The sequence below is a fragment of the Burkholderia sp. PU8-34 genome, from assembly GCF_053427725.1.
The window spans coordinates 397,707-414,632 of record NZ_JBSAXC010000005.1 but is presented as its reverse complement, the minus strand read 5'-3'; the positions used below and the strand labels follow the sequence as shown (position 1 = coordinate 414,632).

General features: G+C 67.5%; 16 protein-coding genes and 1 tRNA gene. 10 read left to right on the top strand and 7 right to left on the bottom strand.

Annotation, left to right across the window (positions count from 1 at the left end; translation table 11 throughout):
* Positions 1-30: 30 nt before the first annotated feature.
* Both ACV22Z_RS15890 and ACV22Z_RS15885 read left to right on the top strand, forming a co-directional pair.
* Positions 31-1,689 carry an MFS transporter gene (locus ACV22Z_RS15890; protein ID WP_448077246.1) on the top strand — a complete coding sequence of 553 codons (1,659 nt, stop codon included), beginning with the start codon at positions 31-33 and terminating at the stop codon, positions 1,687-1,689.
* Between the two features lie 187 nt (positions 1,690-1,876).
* A tRNA-Met gene (locus ACV22Z_RS15885) sits at positions 1,877-1,953 on the top strand.
* A 78-nt stretch (positions 1,954-2,031) separates the two neighbouring features.
* Here the strand turns inward: ACV22Z_RS15885 and ACV22Z_RS15880 are convergent.
* From ACV22Z_RS15880 to ACV22Z_RS15870, 3 genes are all read right to left on the bottom strand, one after another.
* Positions 2,032-2,268: a hypothetical protein gene (locus ACV22Z_RS15880; RefSeq protein ID WP_448077245.1), complete on the bottom strand. Its 237-nt coding sequence runs from the start codon at positions 2,266-2,268 to the stop codon at positions 2,032-2,034.
* 37 nt (positions 2,269-2,305) lie between these two features.
* On the bottom strand, positions 2,306-3,280 hold the full coding sequence (locus ACV22Z_RS15875) for a LysR family transcriptional regulator (protein WP_448077244.1): 975 nt from the start codon (positions 3,278-3,280) through the stop codon (positions 2,306-2,308).
* Between the two features lie 294 nt (positions 3,281-3,574).
* Complete coding sequence (locus tag ACV22Z_RS15870; protein ID WP_448077243.1) at positions 3,575-4,546, bottom strand: GlxA family transcriptional regulator; 972 nt, start codon at positions 4,544-4,546, stop codon at positions 3,575-3,577.
* A 116-nt stretch (positions 4,547-4,662) separates the two neighbouring features.
* Between ACV22Z_RS15870 and ACV22Z_RS15865 the strand changes: the two genes are divergently transcribed.
* A complete protein-coding gene (locus ACV22Z_RS15865; RefSeq protein ID WP_448077242.1) occupies positions 4,663-5,346 on the top strand; it encodes a DJ-1/PfpI family protein in 684 nt (227 codons plus the stop codon).
* 203 nt (positions 5,347-5,549) lie between these two features.
* On the top strand, positions 5,550-5,861 hold the full coding sequence (locus tag ACV22Z_RS15860; protein ID WP_448077241.1) for a cupin domain-containing protein: 312 nt from the start codon (positions 5,550-5,552) through the stop codon (positions 5,859-5,861).
* A gap of 111 nt (positions 5,862-5,972) precedes the next feature.
* Here ACV22Z_RS15860 and ACV22Z_RS15855 read toward each other — a convergent pair whose 3' ends face one another.
* Positions 5,973-6,359: an MAPEG family protein gene (locus tag ACV22Z_RS15855; RefSeq protein WP_448077240.1), complete on the bottom strand. Its 387-nt coding sequence runs from the start codon at positions 6,357-6,359 to the stop codon at positions 5,973-5,975.
* 22 nt (positions 6,360-6,381) lie between these two features.
* Here ACV22Z_RS15855 and ACV22Z_RS15850 point away from each other — a divergent pair, with 22 nt between their 5' ends.
* Both ACV22Z_RS15850 and ACV22Z_RS15845 read left to right on the top strand, forming a co-directional pair.
* The gene (locus tag ACV22Z_RS15850) at positions 6,382-6,804 is read left to right on the top strand and encodes a hypothetical protein (protein WP_448077239.1); all 423 of its coding nucleotides are present in this window, start codon (positions 6,382-6,384) and stop codon (positions 6,802-6,804) included.
* Positions 6,805-7,216: 412 nt separating this feature from the next.
* Positions 7,217-10,306, top strand: a complete 3,090-nt coding sequence (locus tag ACV22Z_RS15845; protein ID WP_448077238.1) for a transglycosylase domain-containing protein — start codon at positions 7,217-7,219, stop codon at positions 10,304-10,306.
* A 99-nt stretch (positions 10,307-10,405) separates the two neighbouring features.
* Here the strand turns inward: ACV22Z_RS15845 and ACV22Z_RS15840 are convergent, their stop codons facing one another.
* A complete protein-coding gene (locus ACV22Z_RS15840) occupies positions 10,406-10,753 on the bottom strand; it encodes a GFA family protein (protein WP_448077237.1) in 348 nt (115 codons plus the stop codon).
* Between the two features lie 148 nt (positions 10,754-10,901).
* Here ACV22Z_RS15840 and ACV22Z_RS15835 point away from each other — a divergent pair, with 148 nt between their 5' ends.
* Positions 10,902-11,147 (top strand): DUF1272 domain-containing protein, encoded by a 246-nt coding sequence (locus ACV22Z_RS15835; protein ID WP_448077236.1) that lies wholly within the window; start codon positions 10,902-10,904, stop codon positions 11,145-11,147.
* Between the two features lie 133 nt (positions 11,148-11,280).
* On the opposite strand, the gene ACV22Z_RS15830 is transcribed toward ACV22Z_RS15835, so the two are convergent.
* The gene (locus ACV22Z_RS15830; RefSeq protein ID WP_448077294.1) at positions 11,281-11,949 is read right to left on the bottom strand and encodes a FadR/GntR family transcriptional regulator; all 669 of its coding nucleotides are present in this window, start codon (positions 11,947-11,949) and stop codon (positions 11,281-11,283) included.
* Positions 11,950-12,101: 152 nt separating this feature from the next.
* Here ACV22Z_RS15830 and dgoD point away from each other — a divergent pair, with 152 nt between their 5' ends.
* Positions 12,102-13,250, top strand: a complete 1,149-nt coding sequence (gene dgoD / locus ACV22Z_RS15825; RefSeq protein WP_448077235.1) for a galactonate dehydratase — start codon at positions 12,102-12,104, stop codon at positions 13,248-13,250.
* Positions 13,251-13,439: 189 nt separating this feature from the next.
* Here the strand turns inward: dgoD and ACV22Z_RS15820 are convergent, their stop codons facing one another.
* The gene (locus ACV22Z_RS15820) at positions 13,440-14,378 is read right to left on the bottom strand and encodes a copper resistance D family protein (RefSeq protein ID WP_448077234.1); all 939 of its coding nucleotides are present in this window, start codon (positions 14,376-14,378) and stop codon (positions 13,440-13,442) included.
* A 383-nt stretch (positions 14,379-14,761) separates the two neighbouring features.
* On the opposite strand from ACV22Z_RS15820, the gene ACV22Z_RS15815 reads away from it, so the two are divergent.
* Both ACV22Z_RS15815 and ACV22Z_RS15810 read left to right on the top strand, forming a co-directional pair.
* A complete protein-coding gene (locus ACV22Z_RS15815; RefSeq protein WP_448077233.1) occupies positions 14,762-15,526 on the top strand; it encodes a c-type cytochrome in 765 nt (254 codons plus the stop codon).
* Positions 15,527-15,545: 19 nt separating this feature from the next.
* Positions 15,546-16,844 (top strand): c-type cytochrome, encoded by a 1,299-nt coding sequence (locus ACV22Z_RS15810; RefSeq protein WP_448077232.1) that lies wholly within the window; start codon positions 15,546-15,548, stop codon positions 16,842-16,844.
* Positions 16,845-16,926 lie beyond the last annotated feature (82 nt).

Below are 16,926 nucleotides of genomic sequence, written 5' to 3'. Positions count from 1 at the left end.
CATCAATATCAAGAGACTTGGAGACGATTCATGGCAACGTTAGGCGGGCAAATTGCGCACGCGCCGATGACGGGCGAAGAGAAGAAGGTGATCTTCGCGTCGTCGCTCGGGACCGTGTTCGAGTGGTATGACTTCTACCTGGCCGGTTCCCTCGCGGCCTACATCAGCAAGACCTTCTTCTCCGGCGTCAACCCGACGGCCGCGTTCATCTTCACGCTGCTCGGCTTCGCCGCCGGCTTCGCGGTGCGTCCGTTCGGCGCGATCGTGTTCGGCCGGCTCGGCGACCTCGTCGGACGCAAGCACACGTTCCTCGTGACGATCGTGATCATGGGCATCTCGACGTTCGTGGTCGGCTTCCTGCCCGGCTATGCGTCGATCGGCATCGCAGCACCCGTGACCTTCATCGCGATGCGGCTCTTGCAGGGCCTCGCGCTCGGCGGCGAATACGGCGGCGCGGCGACCTACGTCGCCGAACACGCACCGGCGCACCGGCGCGGCTTCTACACCGCATGGATCCAGACGACCGCGACGCTCGGCCTGTTCCTGTCGCTGCTCGTGATCCTCGGCGTGCGCACCTCCATCGGCGAGGAAGCGTTCGGCACCTGGGGCTGGCGCGTGCCGTTCGTCGCGTCCATCCTGCTGCTCGCGGTGTCGGTGTGGATCCGGCTGCAGCTGAACGAATCGCCGGTGTTCCTGCGCATCAAGGCTGAAGGCAAGACGTCGAAGGCGCCGCTGACCGAAGCGTTCGGCCAGTGGAAGAACCTGAAGATCGTGATCCTCGCGCTCGTCGGCCTGACGGCCGGCCAGGCCGTCGTGTGGTACACGGGCCAGTTCTATGCGCTGTTCTTCCTCACGCAGACGCTGAAGGTCGACGGCGCCAGCGCGAACATCCTGATCGCGATCGCGCTGCTGATCGGCACGCCGTTCTTCCTGTTCTTCGGCTCGCTGTCGGACAAGATCGGCCGCAAGCCGATCATCCTCGCGGGCTGCCTGATCGCCGCGCTGACCTACTTCCCGCTGTTCAAGGCGCTCACCCACTACGCGAATCCGCAACTCGAGCTCGCGACGCAGAAGGCGCCGATCACCGTCGTCGCCGATCCGGGCAGCTGCTCGTTCCAGTTCAACCCGGTGGGCACGTCGAAGTTCACGAGCTCGTGCGACATCGCGAAGAGCGCGCTCGCGAAGGCCGGCCTGAACTATGAAAACGTCGCGGCGCCGGCGGGCACGGCCGCGCAGATCAAGGTCGGCGACACCGTGATCGACACGTATGACGGCAAGGCGGCCGACGCGAAGGCAAAGGGTGCCGCGTTCGACAAGACGCTCGCGACCACGCTGAAGGCGGCCGGCTACCCGGCGAAGGCCGATCCGGCGCAGCTCAACTGGCCGATGACGATCGTGATCCTGACGATCCTCGTGATCTACGTGACGATGGTCTACGGCCCGATCGCCGCGATGCTGGTCGAGATGTTCCCGACGCGGATCCGCTACACGTCGATGTCGCTGCCGTATCACATCGGCAACGGCTGGTTCGGCGGGTTCCTGCCGGCGACTGCGTTCGCGATCGTCGCGGCGAAGGGCGATATCTATTCCGGGCTGTGGTATCCGATCGTGATCGCGCTGGTCACGTTCGTGATCGGGCTGCTGTTCGTCAAGGAGACGAAGGACTCGAATATCTACGCGCAGGATTGACGTAGCGGGTGCCGGGCGGCGGTGGACGCCGCCTTTCGGGCGCCGGGCCGGGTGGCGGACATGGGATGCAGGCACCCGGCCCAGCCCCCTCCCGGCAGGCTCGGAACGGGGTGCCTGCAACTTTTTTCGAGAAATATGAAAAAAGGTGTTGACACCCCAAAGGGACATCAGCATAATTCAAGTCTTCGGCGAATTAGCTCAGTCGGTTAGAGCGACGGAATCATAATCCGCAGGTCCGGGGTTCGAATCCCTGATTCGCCACCAAATGCGAAACCCCTGCAGGTCTTTGACCTGCAGGGGTTTTTCATTTCTGCTCTGCGTTTTTCCGCGAATCCTGTTCATTTACCGCCGCTCTGGCGGCGCAAGCGCAGCCAGCTCATCGGGCGTCCCGCCCTGCATCACCGCCTCGCTCACCAGCCGATCGACTGCCGCTGCCAGCGTAACGCGCGAGTGCATCGCCACCACGTACACCCCCTGCACACTCCGGCACCGACCAACGAGCGGCACGCGCGCGCGCCGACTCGCGAGATGATAGCGACCGATGCCCTGAAGATGCCCGCCCCACCACCACGATTTCATCTGCCGCACCCGTCACGCCGGCGCCTCATTTTCGTCGTTACGCCGCCACCGACCCGCGACTCACGTCGCTCGCATGCGCCTGCAACCTGCGACGCCAGTCCTCCCCGCCCTCCATCGCCGGCGTCGACTCGAACAGCTCCGCGATCCAGTCGGCGAACACGCGCACCTTCGCGGACAAATGCCGGTTGTGCGGATAGACGATCGAAATCGGCTTCGGCTTCGGGTTGCAGCCCGGCAGCACCTCCAGCAGCGAGCCGTCGAGCAGATGCGGCAACACCATGAACAGTGTCGGCTGGATCATCCCGAAACCCTCGAGGCCGCAAGTCACATAGGCGTCCGAATCGTTGACCGTGACGGTCGACTTCAGCCTGATCTCGACCGGCTTGCCGTCGATCACGAACACCCAGGGTATCGGCCGCGCGCCGTGGCTCGACCGGAAATTCACCGCGAGGTGCTCGGCGAGATCGGCGATCTCGTGCGGATCGCCGTGACGCTTCAGGTAATCGGGTGACGCGCAGGTCACGCGCTTGAGCATCCCGATCCGCCGCGCGACCATCGACGAATCCTCGAGCGGCCCGACCCGGATCATGCAGTCAATGCCCTCCTCGACCGGATCCACCGGCCGGTCGGACAGCCCGAGATCGAGCGTGATGTCCGGATAGCGCTGCCGGAACACCGGCAGTGCCGGAATCACGAGCCGCCGCCCGAGCGCGTTCGGCATGTGCACGCGCAGCACGCCGCTCGGCTTGCGGTTGCCGGTCTGGAAGCTCGCGTCGGTTTCCGCGATCTCCGCAATGATCTTCACGCAATGTTCGTAGTACGCGGCGCCTTCCGGCGTCAGCGACAGGCGCCGCGTCGTCCGGTGCATCAGCCGCACGCCGAGCAGCGCCTCGAGATTCTGGATGATGGTCGTCACCGACGCGCGCGGCATCCCGAGCGTGTCCGCGGCGCGCGTGAAGCTGTTCGCGTCCACCACGCGGGTGAAAACTTCCATTGCCTGGATACGGTCCATGCTATCCCCCTTCGAATCGCCAACAGGACAGGATAGAGCGCGCGGAAGGGCCGGCACAAGCCCCGCCCCATTGTTCAACTCCGCCGAATAGTCGAACGCTTCGCAGTCGAAAACGACAGCAATTCGTCCAGCCGGCGAGCATCCGCTTCCCGGCCGTTACACGCGGCGCCGGCCATGCGCACCGGTTTGATGCACGCGCGGCGCAGCGCGACCGGATTCGATGCGTCGCGTCGCAGGCACTCGGGCGCGCCGCAGCACCGTAGCGGATCACGCACGTCGCACGCCAAGCGCCGCTCAGCCCGCAAACCGCTCCCGGTACGCCTGCGGCGATACGCCCAGCATCCGCACGAAACTGCGCCGCAGCGTCTCCTCGGAACCGAACCCGCAGCGGGCGGCGATCCGTTTGAGCGGCCACGACGTCTCACCGAGCAGGCGCTGCGCAGCCTCGATCCGGATCTGCTCGACGGCGCGTGCGGGGGTGCGCCCGGTTTCGGCGCGATAGTGGCGCACGAAGCTGCGCTCGCTCATCCGCACGCGCTCGGCCAACGCAGGCACCGACAGATCCGCGTTCAGATGCTCGGTGATCCACGCATGCAGGTCGCCGAAGCGGTCGTCCGTGCGCTGCATCGACAGCGCCGCGCTGAATTGCGCCTGGCCGCCCGGACGCTTCAGGAACACGACGAGCTCGCGCGCGACGTCGAGCGCGATCGCGCGCCCGAGATCCTCCTCGACGAGCGCAAGCGCGAGATCGATCCCCGCCGTCACGCCGGCCGACGTCCACAGCGCCCCCTCGCGGATGAAGATCGGATCGGCTTCCACGCGGACCTTCGGATAGCGCGACGCAAGTTCATCGCAGCGCGTCCAGTGCGTGACCGCGCGGCGGCCGTCGAGCAGGCCGGCCTCGGCCAACAGGAACGCGCCGGTGCAGACCGATGCGACGCGCCGCGCCCGCTCGGCCTGCAGCCGGACCCAGCGGACCAGCCGCGGATCGCGCGACGCCGCATGCACGCCTTTGCCGCCGGCGACAATCACCGTATCGGGATGCCGCCCGGCCGAGCGCAGCGAATCGGCAACCACGACGAGTCCCGCCGACGTCGCGACCGGGCCCGCGTCGGCGGCCACGACGCGCGGCGCGTACGGTGCGGCCCGCCCGCGCTCGCGCGCGAGCTCGTTGACGGACGCGAACACCTGCAACGGCCCGGATACGTCCAGCAGTTGCGCGCCGGGAAACGCCAGCACCAGGATCGAACGCGGTTGGTCGGACATGTCGATTGGCTGAAAACGTGGGTGATATGGCAATTTCGCCAAACACTACCTGCCTAGAATCGATCTGTCCAATGCGCGTCGGCGACGGCGCTTCACCATCGTTTCGGGGATTTCACATGACTCTGCATATCGGCTTTCTCGTGTTTCCGGGCGTCCAGCAACTCGACCTGACGGGGCCGCACGACGTGCTCGCGTCGCTGCCGGATGCGGCCGTGCATCTGGTATGGAAGACGCGCGAGCCGGTCGCGTCGAGCAGCGGGCTCCTGCTGACGCCGACCCGCACGTTCGCCGATTGCCCGCCGCTCGACGTCATCTGCATTCCGGGCGGCAGCGGGATCACGGACCTGCTGCTCGATCCGGACACGATCGCGTTCGTGCGGGAGCGCTCGGCCACCGCCCGCTACGTGACGTCCGTCTGCACCGGCGCGCTGCTGCTCGGCGTGGCGGGCCTGCTGCGCGGCCGACGCGCGACGACCCACTGGGCATTCCATGCGCTGCTCGAGCCGCTCGGTGCGGTGCCGGTTCACGCGCGCGTCGTGCGCGACGGCAACCTGATCACCGGCGGCGGCGTGACGGCCGGCATCGACTTCGCGCTGACGATCGCGGCCGAGCTGGCCGGCGACGACGAAGCGCAGGCGATCCAGCTCGAGCTCGAATACGCGCCCGCGCCGCCGTTCGAATCGGGCTCGCCCGACACCGCGCCGGAACGGATCGTGAAGCGGGTCACGGAACAATCGGCGGCCGGCCTCGCGAGACGCCGGCACGCGATCGAGCAGGCGGTCGCCGCCGCGAACCGGTAGGCGGCACGTGCGGTTCGCGAAGTGCGGCAGCAAACGTTCGACAGGCTGGTGACCGAGCAAACAGCCGCTGCCGCGAATCCGCAGGCGATAGGTCCAGCGCCTGCGCGAAACGGCGCGGGCCTCATTCCGGTTGCGGCCTGCGTCGACGAACGCGCCGCAAACGACCGTCGCCGCGGTCTACATCCGTTCATCGAGACTCGACCATGAAGATCATCCGCAGCACCGCGTTCACCGCGGATCGCCCGTGGGGCGCGCTGGACATCGCCAACCTGCACGGCATCACGGTCCGCCTGCACTGGACCGACCAGCCGTACCGATGGCACGTGAACGACGGCGACGAAGTGTTCGCCGTGCTCGACGGCCGCGTCGACATGCACTACCGCGAAGCGGGCGTCGAACGTTCGGTGCTGCTCGCGGCCGGCGACGTGTTTCATGCGCCGGCAGGCACCGAGCACGTCGCGCACCCGGTCGGCGAAGCGCGCATTCTCGTCGTCGAAACCGAAGGGAGCGTCTAGCGCGCGGCAAGCCGGAGCGGCGGCGGCCACCGCAGTTTCTTGCGCACCGCCCGCTCGCGCCTCACGGCGCCGCGCGCACCGGCGCGATGCACGCCACCTGACGCGTGCCGCTCACGCGACGAGCGCAACGCACAGCGCCGCGCCGCACAGGTACGTGCCGAGCGCGCCGACGAAGCGCGCGGGGTTCGGCTTCGCCATCGTCGGCCACGCGAGCAGGCCGATCACGAGCAGGCACCGGCAGACGGTCGCGGCGACGATCAGCGACACGACCGCGCTCGAAGGCGCGTGCGCGCCATGGTAGAGAAACAGCAGTGCGAGGAACGGCGCGTATTCGGCCGTGTTGCCGTGCGCGCGCACGATCTTGTGCAGCAGGTTCGTCGGATCGGATGCGCAGCCGGACCCGGTGGTTTCACGAAACCGCGTGACCGAAACGGCAAGCCCGAGCCCGAACAGCAGCAGCCCGAGAATCGCTGCGCAGACGAGTGCGATGGGGTTCATGTGTATGGGATACCGGGCTGGAGTGAAAGGCGCTGCAACCTTCGGCGATCCTACTCGCGGCAGCCCCGTTCCGCCAGCCACACTGCGCTGGCGACATGCGACGCATGACCTCGGCATGACCGTCGCGCGGCCATCGCAGGTGAGACGGCACGCACCGCGGATCCGGTTGTGCACACATCGGCCGCGCGCATTTGTCGTGCCCGCGACCGGCGTCGACCATGCGAGCGACGTGCCGATCACACCGACGACACATCTCGATACACAAAAACAGACCGGACAACGGCGATATTTCGCTGCCTGTTTGCCGCACGGCCTGCGGGCCGGTAAAAACGCCGTGAGCCGCGGCAACCGCGCGGCTGCGATCGCCGCGCGCGCGACGATCGACGGGCGGCCGGGTTTCTTTTGCATGACAAATCGCGATACTCGGCGAGCGCGGCGGGAATGACTGGAGGAGCGCGCTCGCCGGCTTGACGGTGCATCGCACAAAATCACCCGAATCGTCGCCAGGACGCGCCATCAGCCGCTTCCGATCCGGCACGATTTGCGTGCATGTCGCACCGCTTGGCACCGAATGGCCGACGTGCCGCGCGCACTGGCGATTCCGGGACAACCGTTGCCATGCCTGTTTCGAATGCGACCGCCCAAACCCGCGTGCCACGGGTACGGAATGTGCGGTGCATGCGCCACGCCGGTGCAGGCTTGCCGTGCGCGTTTGCGCATCGCGCGCGACACGGGGAAACGCGCGTTGCGCGGTTGCATCTCCATGTCGAACCGTCCTTGGCAGCACGCGGTTGAGGACTAAACTAATCCTTAATGGGGTGCGGCCGGAGCCCGCCCCCCTGCAGGGAGACGCCGCCATGAATCGGCCGTTGAATCGCAATCTGCCACGCGTGACCGGTGCCGCATCGGTCTGGACGTGGATCAAATGGTCGCTGGTCGCCACGCTGCTGATCGCGATCGCGATCGTTGCACGGCTCGTGCAGGTCGAAATCGAGACCTCGCGGCTGCAGGCCCGCTATTTGTCGGAACTGACCCGCGACGTCGGCTATACGGTCGAGGCCGGTGCGAGCGACCACATCCGCTTTCCCGCCAACGGCCCGTACGACGTACGGTTCGGCTACGCGATGATTCCGGCGTTCCAGCAGCGGCTGCTCGCGCGCGGCTTCGTCGTCAGCAAACAGGCGCGCGATTCCGAGCGGATGCTGTCGCTCGCCGAACGCGGGCTGTTCCTGCCTTACGAAGAGAAAGACCAGACGGGCCTGATGCTGTTCGATTCGACGGGCGCGCCGCTCTTTGCCACCACGTTCCCGCAGCGCGTCTACCGCGACTTCGACGCGATCCCGCCCGTCGTCGCGAATTCGCTGCTGTTCATCGAGGACCGCTACCTGCTCGACGCGAACCAGCCGAACCGCAACCCGGCGATCGACTGGGGCCGCTTCGGCCGTGCGATCGCCGACCAGGGCCTGCACGTGATCAACCGTCATCAGGCGCGCCCAGGCGGCAGCACGCTCGCGACGCAGATCGAGAAATTCCGCCACTCGCCCGACGGCCGCACGGCGACGCCGCCCGAGAAGCTGCGGCAGATCGCGTCGGCGTCCGTGCGCGCATACCTGAACGGCCCGCAAACGATGGCCGCCCGCAGGGAGATCGTCGTCCACTACCTGAACTCGGTGCCGCTCGCGGCCCGGCCGCACATCGGCGAAATCACCGGCATCGGCGACGGGCTCGCCGCGTGGTACGGCCGCGACTTCAACGACGTGAATCGCATCCTGTCGGCGCCGACGACGGCCGAGAACATCGACGAACAGGGCGTCGCATTCCGCGAAGTGCTGTCGCTGACGATCGCGCAGCGCGCGCCGTCGTATTTCCTGAACAGCGGCTACCCGACGCTGCAGCGGCTGACCGACAGCTACCTGCGGCTGCTCTCGACCGGCGGCGTGATCTCGCCCGCGCTGCGCGATGCTTCGCTCGCCGCGCACATCGACCGCGCGAAGCCGCCCGAAGCCGCACGCGTGCAGTCGTTCGTGTCGCGCAAGGCCGTCACGTCCGCGCGCGCGTCGCTGCTCGCCGCGCTCGGCATCACCGATGTGTACCAGCTCGACCAGTTCGACCTGCAGGCGACGAGCACGCTCGACAACAGCGTGCAGCAGGCGGTCGCCGAACGGCTTGCCGAGGCGTCGACGCGTGCCGGCGCGCAGGCCGCGGGCCTGTACGGCTTCGAGATGCTCGCGCCGAAGGACGACCCGTCGCACCTGACCTACAGCTTCACGCTGTATGAACGGCGCAATGGCGCGAACGTGCTGCGCGTGCAGACCGACAGCGTGAACGAGCCGTTCGACATCAACCGCGGCGGACGCATCAACCTCGGCTCGACCGCGAAGCTGCGCACGCTCGTCACGTACCTGCAGATCGTGTCCGACCTGCATGCGCGCTACGGCATGCTGTCGAAGGCCGAACTCGCGCACGTGAAGCCCGACCCGATGGACGGGCTGTCGCTGTGGGCGCTCGACTACCTGTCGCATACGCAGGACCGCTCGCTGCAGGCGATGCTCGACGCGGCCGTCGAGCGCAAGTACTCGGCGAGCCCTGACGTGTTCTACACGGGCGGCGGCGCGCAGGTGTTCAGCAACTTCGAGAAGTCGGACAACCACCGCATCCTGACGCTGCACCAGGCGTTCGCGCACTCGGTCAACCTCGTGTTCGTGCGGCTGATGCGCGACATCGTCCACTACGAGATGATCCAGACATCCGGTCCGTCGACGTCGTGGCTCGACGATCCCGAGCAGCGCAGCCATTATCTGCAGCAATTCGTCGACGGCGAAAGCAAGGTCTACGTGAAGCGCTTCTACACGCGCTACGCAGGCAAGCCCGGGGACGACGCGCTCGCGCTGATGCTGAAGGACGTGCGCAAGTCGCCACCGAAGATCGCGACCGTGCTGCGCAGCGTCGCGCCGCACGAATCGCTCGCGTGGTTCGACGCGCAGATGCGCGTGCAACTGAAGGGCACGCCGGCCGCGACGCTGTCTGACGACGATCTCGCGGCGCTCTACGCGAAGTACGCGATCGACCGCTTCAACCTGAACGACCGCGGCTACATCGCGAGTGTTCACCCGCTCGCGCTGTGGACGCTCAACTACCTGCGCGCGCATCCGGACGCGCCGCTCGACGAGGTTGAACGAGCGAGCCACGACGCGCGCTTCTATACGTACACGTGGCTGTACAAGACCCGCTATCACGGCACGCAGGACCGGCGGATCCGCCGCATGGTCGAGCTGCGCGCGTATGCGGCGATCAGCAAGTCGTGGCGTGCGCTCGGCTATCCGTTCGCGGAGGTCACGCCGTCGTATGCGGCCGCGATCGGCGCCTCGGGCGACCAGCCGGACGCGCTCGCGAAGCTGATCGGCCTGATCGCGAACGGCGGCGACAAGGCGCCGACCGAGACGATCACGCGGCTCGACTTCGCGAAGGGCACGCCGTATGAAACGCGCTTCGTGCGCGCGGCCGCGCAGCCGCAGCCGACGCTGTCGCCGGAAATCGTCAGCGTTGCGCACCGGCTGCTGCGCGACGTCGTGCTCACCGGCACCGGCAAGCGGCTCGCCGACGGGATGACGCTGCCCGACGGCAAGACGCTCGAGGTGTATGGCAAGACCGGCACCGGCGACCAGCGCTTCAACGTCTATGCGCGCGGCGCGCGGCTGATCGAGTCGCGCAAGGTGAACCGCAGCGGCACGTTCGTGTTCGTGCTCGGCGACCGCTTCTTCGGCGTCCTGACTGCTACGGCACACGAGCCGTACGCGGCGCGCTACGACTTCACGAGCGCGATGGCCGTGCAGCTGCTGAAATCGATGGCGCCGGCGCTCGCGCCGCTGATCGAGCGGCCGGCCGCGGTCGGCCCGCAAGCCGAGGTGGCTGCGCCGTCTGCAGCCCGCGAGTCCCATCCGTCGTGACCCGGGCGGCACGCCGCAAGCGTGCCGCTTTGCATGCGGGGCGCTTGCGTGCCTTTGCGCCCCCTGAGCTTCGCTGCGCCGCCTGCCGGCGATCGGCGGTCAGTGCGAACGCCCGTCGTAATGCGTGACCGGCAACGCGTCGATGTCGACGTCCTCGAGGCAGCGCACGTTGATCGCGGCCATCTTGTTGCCCTTCGGATCGGTGCCCTCGCCGAACGTATGGATCCCGCAGCGCTTGCAGAAGCGATGCTGGATCACGTGCTTGTTGAACGTGTAGGTCGCGAGATTGTCTTCGGGCGTCATCAGGTACAGGTTCGCGCGCGGCACGAACCACATCAGCGCGCCCTTGCGCTGGCAAATCGAACAATTGCACGCCATCACGCCGTTCAGTTCGCCGTCCACCTCGAACTGCACGTCGCCGCAATGACAGCTTCCTCGGTAAAGCATGGTCGTCTCCTGGTCTGGCCCGCTTGATGCAGCACCGCATCGACGGGCATGCGTGAAGCGGTTACGATGCTGCGCTTACAGTAGCCTGCCGGCGACGCGCCTGCAACGTCGGCCCTCCATACCCATACCCACAATCAAGGAGACTGCCATGCTCGAACTCCGCCCCGGCTGCGAATGCTGCGACAAGGACCTGCCGCCCGATTCCGCCGATGCGCGAATTTGCACCTTTGAGTGCACGTTTTGCGCGACCTGCGCGGACGATGTGCTGAAAGGCCAGTGCCCGAACTGCGGCGGCGAACTCGTCACGCGCCCGCGCCGGCCGGCGAAGCTGCTCGCGAAGTACCCGGCGTCGACCCAGCGCGTCGTCAAACCGGGCGGCTGCGCGGCCGCATGATTGCGCGTGCGGGCGCCGTGCCCGGCGCCCTTCCTGACGCCCTTCCTGACGCCCGTCCTGACGTCCATTCAAACCACGCTTTCGCACGGCGCCTTCAAACTACACCCTCGCTCGGCGCTTTCGGGTTGCCCCGTCAGCCCACCTCGATCCGCGCGCGCGTGACGGCGAGCAGCGCCGCCATCGCGCGGCGCGCGCCGTCCGCGTCGCGCGCGCGGATCGCGTCGCACACGGCCAGATGCTCGGCAAGCGACGCGTTGAACACGTCCGCGCGCCGCGCATTCAGGTGCAGCTGCGCTTCGAGCGTGCGATCGATCAGCGCGCCGAGCGGCACCAGCAGCTCGTTGCCGCCCGCCTCGAGCACGCTCAGGTGGAACCGCAAATCGGCACGCACCCATTCGTCGACGTTGCGCGCGTCGGCCATCGCGCGCGCGGCCGCATCTATCCCGTCGAACGTCTGTGGCGTATGCGCCTGTGCGGCCAGCGCCGCCGCGTGCGGCTCGACCATCTCGCGCATCTCCTGCAGCTTCAACGCGAACGCGAGCGGCGGCGCGACGCGCGCGTACCAGTCGAGCAGGTCCGCGTCGAGCAGGTTCCACGCGCGCCTTGGCCGCACCCGCGTGCCGACCTTCGGCCGCGATTCGACGAGCCCCTTCGACGTCAGCGTGCGCAGCGCTTCGCGCAGCACCGTGCGGCTCACGCCGAACATCTCCATCAGGTCGGGCTCCCTCGGCAGCAGCGATTCGGGCGGATAGTCGCCGCGCAGGATCGCCGTCGCAAGCCGGAACGCCGTTTGTCCATGCAGGTCGTGTTGAATGGTGGTTCTCCCGGAACGCGGGCTCCTTGGCTCTGCATCGAGGCCGGACCGCCCACTATCTGCACAATAGTGCTATTAATACTATTTTTTGATCGCGTCCACTAGGATAGCCGCAAGGCCTTCCCCTGGAGACACGCGTCATGAAGATCACCCGCCTCGAAACCTTCGTCGTCCCGCCGCGCTGGCTGTTCCTCAAGATCGAAACCGACGAGGGCATCGTCGGCTGGGGCGAGCCGGTCGTCGAGGGCCGCGCGCACACGGTCGAAGCTGCCGTGCACGAGCTTGCCGACTACCTCGTCGGCAAGGATCCGCGCCTGATCGAGGATCACTGGCAGGTGATGTACCGCGCGGGCTTCTATCGCGGCGGCCCGATCACGATGAGCGCGATCGCGGGCATCGACCAGGCCCTTTGGGACATCTTGGGCAAGCATCACGGCGTGCCCGTCCATGCGTTGCTCGGCGGCCAGGTGCGCGACCGCATCAAGGTGTATTCGTGGATCGGCGGCGACCGGCCGAGCGACGTCGCGAACAACGCGCGCGCGGTCGTCGAGCGCGGCTTCAAGGCCGTCAAGATGAACGGCTCCGAGGAGCTGCAGATCGTCGATACCTACGACAAGGTCGAGCAGGTGATCGCGAACGTCGCGGCGGTGCGCGATGCGGTCGGGCCACACGTCGGCATCGGCGTCGATTTCCACGGCCGCGTGCACAAGCCGATGGCGAAGGTGCTCGCGAAGGAGCTCGACCCGTACAAGCTGATGTTCATCGAGGAGCCCGTGCTGTCGGAGAACGCCGAGGCACTGCGCGACATCGTCAACCAGACCAGCACGCCGATCGCGCTCGGCGAGCGGCTGTACTCGCGCTGGGACTTCAAGCACATCCTCGCAGGCGGCTACGTCGACATCATCCAGCCGGACGCATCGCACGCGGGCGGCATCACCGAATGCCGGAAGATCGCGACGCTCGCGGAAAGTTACGACGTCGCGCTCGCGCTGCATTGCCCGCTCGGGCCGATCGCGCTCGCCGCGTGCCTGCAGCTCGATGCGGTCAGCTACAACGCGTTCATCCAGGAACAGAGCCTCGGGATCCACTACAACCAGGGCAACGACCTGCTCGACTACCTGCGCAACCCCGAGGTGTTCCGCTACGAGGACGGCTTCGTCGCGATCCCGCAAGGCCCGGGCCTCGGCATCGACGTCAACGAGGAGAAGGTGCGCGAGATGGCGAAGACCGGCCACCGCTGGCGCAACCCGGTGTGGCGTCACGCGGACGGCAGCGTCGCCGAGTGGTGAACTTGATGCCGGCCGGACGCGGCGCGCGCGGCGTTCGTTCGCACGACGCGTTCGTCCGCGAGGTTCCGGCAAGCCGGCAACGTCGCGGCACCCGGCACGGCACCGGCCGCCTCGCGCCCGGCGCCATCGGCGGCACGGCCCCGATGGCGAGACGCCGGGCCTGGCGTCAGGAAACGTCCTCTCGACGCTTCACATCCGGCCGAGCGCGACGAAGCCCGGCACGCTGAACGACAGCACCGATGCCGCTACGATCACGCCGATCATCGTCAGCGCTTCGAGATGCAGGATGTTGCGGAACGTGTGCGCATCCTCGGTCGACGCGGTGCGGCGCAGGCGCGGCAGCGCGGAGAGGCGGTTCAGCCCGCCGAGCACCAGCGCGAGCGCGACGAGCATCAGCTTCAGCAGCAACACGCGGCCCCAGGTGCTGCCGTCGAGCGGCGCGAGCGAGCCGCCGAGCCCGCGCTCCGCATTGAGCGCGCCGGTCGCAAGCACGAACACGACCGCGACGATCGACATCTGCGACAGCCTTTGCCCGACGCGGATCAGCGCACCGCGCGCAACCGACGAGCCGAGCGCCGGCAGCACCGCGAGCCCACCCGCCAGCACGAGGCCGCCCCACACGGCGGTGACGAGCAGATGCACCGTCTGCACACCGACTGCCGCCGACAGCAGCCCCGTGTCGGCCGCATGCCCGATCGACGCCTTGCCGGCCGCGACGACGATCACCGCGAGCCATAGCAGCGCATAGGCGAGCGGGCCGTCCGGCCGCAGCAGCGCGACGATCGCGAGCAGCACCGCGCCGCCGAACGCGACACACCACGCGAACCCGACGTGGGTTTGCGCAAGCACGGTCGGGATCGCGCCGAAGGCGCCCGCGAACCCCGCGCCGCTCATCGTCGCGGCTTCGTAGACGAGCCAGCCGAGATCCGCGAGCACGAGTGCCGCGGCCGCCGCCGCGAGCGAATGTTGCGCGCGCAGCCATGCGGGATGCGACGGCGCGATGACCGGCCGCGCGCCGTCCTTCGCGAGCCATCCCTTGAGCAGCGCCGAGCCGACCGCCATCGCGAACGCGGCGTCCATCAATGCGGCGAGCGCCACCTGCCCGATCCACAAGCTGTCGATCCTCATTGCGCGCCCCCTTCGCAGCGGCCGCCACGGGACGGCAGGCCGGCGGCGCGGCGATGGAACGGACAGGAAGAATCGGGCAACGGCACGGTAGAAAACGTCATCGATGAATCCGGAAACAGGAGAAATGACACGATCTGCGGCGGAGGCGGCGCCGCGCGACCCGCGAGTGTACGGTCTTCGATGGGCAAAGCGCACGCGGGTTCACGGCGGCTTTATCGGGCGCGCGTCAAATTGTCGCAAGTCGGATACAGGCATGAACCTATGTCCATTTGTCAAATAGCCGTCATTACCCATCGATGATAGAATGCCGCGTCGCAGCAGCCCGGCTGTCCTGCCGTCATGCCGAGCCGATCGTAGCCCGGACAGGTCCCCGACGAATAAACATGGAGTCTCGTGTGTCTTCAAGACGCCTCTTCCGTCCGTTGCTCGCCGTTCTGATGATCGGTGGCGCGGGCCTCATGAGCACTGCCCAAGCGCAGACCAAGCCCACGGAGCAAGCCCAGGCCCAACAGGCGCCGCTCAAGGCACCCGATACCATGGCCGAGCGCGTGCGCGGCTGTACGGCCTGCCATGGCGTCCACGGCCAGGGTACGGACAACGATTACTTCCCGCGTCTCGCCGGCAAGCCGGCCGAGTACTTGTACAACCAGCTCGTCAACTTCCGTGACGGCCGGCGCAAGTACCCGCCGATGAACTATCTGCTGACGTACCTGAACGACGACTACCTGCGCGAGATCGCCGAGCACTTCTCGGCCGAGCGTCCGCCGTACCCGGCGCCGGCGAAGCCATCGCTGCCGGCAGCGACCCTCGCGCGCGGCAAGCAGCTCGTCACGCAGGGCGATCCGTCGCGCAAGCTGCCGGCCTGCGTGGCCTGCCACGGCGCGACGCTGACCGGCATGCAGCCGGCGATCCCGGGTCTCGTCGGCCTGCACGCCGACTACCTGAGCGCGCAGCTCGGCGCATGGCGTTCCGGCAACCGCCACGCGAAGGCGCCGGACTGCATGCACGACATCGCGTCGAAGCTTTCCGACGAAGACGTGACCGCCGTGACGGCATGGCTCGCCGCCCAACCGGCGCCCGCCAACCCCGTGCCGGCCCCGGCCCGCTCGATGAAGACTCCGCTCGCCTGCGGCAGCGAACCGCAATAAGGCAAGGGAGACACACGACATGAAACGCAAGTCCCTGTTTGCACTCTCGGCTGTCGCGATCGTCGCGGCAGCGGCTCTCGTGCCGGTCCTGTGGCCGGGCAACGACACCCTGCACGGCAACGCCGCCGTCGCGGCCACGCCGGCCGACCAGGCCGCGCTGATCAAGAAGGGCGAATACCTCGCGCGCGTCGGCGACTGTATCGCGTGCCACACCGTGCGCGGCGGCAAGCCGTTCGCGGGCGGCCTGCCGATGGCGACGCCGTTCGGCACGATGTACACGCCGAACATCACGCCGGACGACCAGGCCGGCATCGGCAAGTGGACGTCGGACGACTTCTACCGCGCGATGCACACGGGCCGCTCGAAGGACGGCAGCCTGCTCTACCCGGGCTTCCCGTTCGCGAGCTACACGAAGGTCACGCGCGCGGATTCGGACGCGATCTACGCGTACCTGCGCTCGGTTGCGCCGGTATCGGTGCCGAGCCGTCCGCACGAACTGAAGTTCCCGTTCAACAACCGCAACCTGCTGATCGGCTGGCGCACGCTGTTCTTCAAGGAAGGCGAGTACAAGCCGGATCCGACCAAGTCGGTCGAATGGAACCGCGGCGCGTATCTGGTCGAAGGCCTCGGCCACTGCTCGATGTGCCACACGTCGATCAACATGATGGGCGGCCCGGTGAGCTCGTCGGCGTTCGCAGGCGGCCTGATCCCGCTGCAGAACTGGTATGCGCCGTCGCTGACGAACGACAAGGAACTCGGCCTCGGCGACTGGCACGTGCAGGAGCTGTCCGACCTGCTGCAAGCCGGCGTGGCGAACAAGGGCGCGGTGTTCGGCCCGATGGCGGACGTGGTTCACAACAGCCTGCAGTACATGAGCGACGACGATACGCGCGCGATGTCGACGTACCTGAAGTCGATCCCGCAGAAGGCTGAAGCGCCGAAGAACATGCAGTACGAGCCGTCGAAGCAGTTCGGCAACACGCTGTTCGACCAGGGCAAGAAGATCTACGCGGACAACTGCGCGACCTGTCACGCCGCCAACGGCGAAGGCAAGCCGCCGGCGTATCCGCCGCTCGCGCAGAACCGTTCGATCATGATGGAATCGGCCGTGAACCCGATCCGCATGGTGCTGAACGGCGGCTATCCGCCGAGCACGCACAAGAATCCGCGTCCGTACGGGATGCCGCCGTTCGCGCAGTCGCTGTCGAACCAGGAAGTCGCGGCGGTCGTCACGTACATCCGCGCGTCGTGGGGCAACAACGGTGCGCCGATCTCGCCGCAACAGGTGAGCGACCTGCGTTCCGCGCCGCTTGACTAAATAACGCGTGACGCAAACGGGGCGCGGCTGCGGGAAACCGCGGCCGCGCCCTTTTGTCTTTTTGCGACGCTTTCCCCGCGCG